Annotated in this window: 1 protein-coding gene; it reads left to right on the forward strand. The window is 76.7% G+C overall.

Annotated elements, in window-relative coordinates; translation table 11 throughout:
• On the forward strand, positions 1-768 hold a 768-nt coding region (locus ACFFNX_RS42920), incomplete at its 5' end, for an FAD-dependent monooxygenase (protein ID WP_378212001.1).
• Positions 769-1009 lie beyond the last annotated feature (241 nt).

Consider the following 1009-nt stretch of genomic DNA (forward strand, 5'->3'; position numbering starts at 1 on the left):
GTCCGCGACGACGGGACCCGGGTCGAGGTCACGCACGCGGGAGGCGTCTCCCGCGCCGCTCTCCTGGTGGGGGCCGACGGCCTGCGCAGCGCCGTGCGCCGCTCCGTCTGGCCCGAGGCGCCCGGCCCCCGGTACGCCGGCTACACGGCCTGGCGGCTGGTCGTCGATCCCCCCGAGGGACGCCCGGACACGGGCGGTGAGACGTGGGGCCGCGGCGAGCGGGTCGGCGTCGTCCCGCTCGCCGGAGGCAAGGTCTACCTGTTCGCCGTGGCGAACGCCCCCGAGGGGGAACGAAGCGCCGACGGCGAGTCGGCCGAGCTGCGGCGCCGGTTCGGCGGCTGGCACGATCCGATCCCCTCGCTGCTGAACGCCGCCGCCGAGGAGGCGGTGCTGCGGGGCGACATCTACGACCTGCCGCCGCTGGAGTCCTACGTGAGCGGCCGGGTCGCGCTCCTCGGCGACGCCGCGCACCTGATGACCCCGGACCAGGGCCAGGGCGCCAACCAGGCGCTGGAGGACGCCGTCACGCTGGCCGCCCTCCTCGACGCCGATCCGTCGGTGCCGTCCGCGCTGGCCGCCTACGACCGCGAACGCCGGCCCCGCACCCAGACGATCGCCCGCCGTTCCCGCCGTACGGGCGCCGTGGCGCAGTGGAGCTCGGCGTCCGCGGTCGCGGTCCGGAACCGGATGCTCCGCCTCGTCCCGCCGGGAGCGATGCTGCGGGCGCTCGGCCCGGTGCTGGACTGGCGCCCACCGGGCCCGTCCTGACGGTCCATGCGCGGAGCGCGGCGGCCCGGGCGGTGGCGGCCACCACCGCGCGCACGGTCTCCGCGTGGAAGCATGACGCGCGTGGAGGAGACGGGGCGGCACTTCGCCATCGGCGACGGCTACGCGTTTTACCGGGGTCCGGTGACGGAGAGCGCGGTTCACCGGCACGCCGCCTTCCAGATCGCCATCGGCGTTCAGGGCGAGGTGGCCATGGAGGACGCGTCCGGAGCCCGCCATCGCG

The sequence above is a fragment of the Actinoallomurus acaciae genome (assembly GCF_042429965.1).
Taxonomy (GTDB): Bacteria; Actinomycetota; Actinomycetes; order Streptosporangiales; family Streptosporangiaceae; genus Actinoallomurus; species Actinoallomurus acaciae.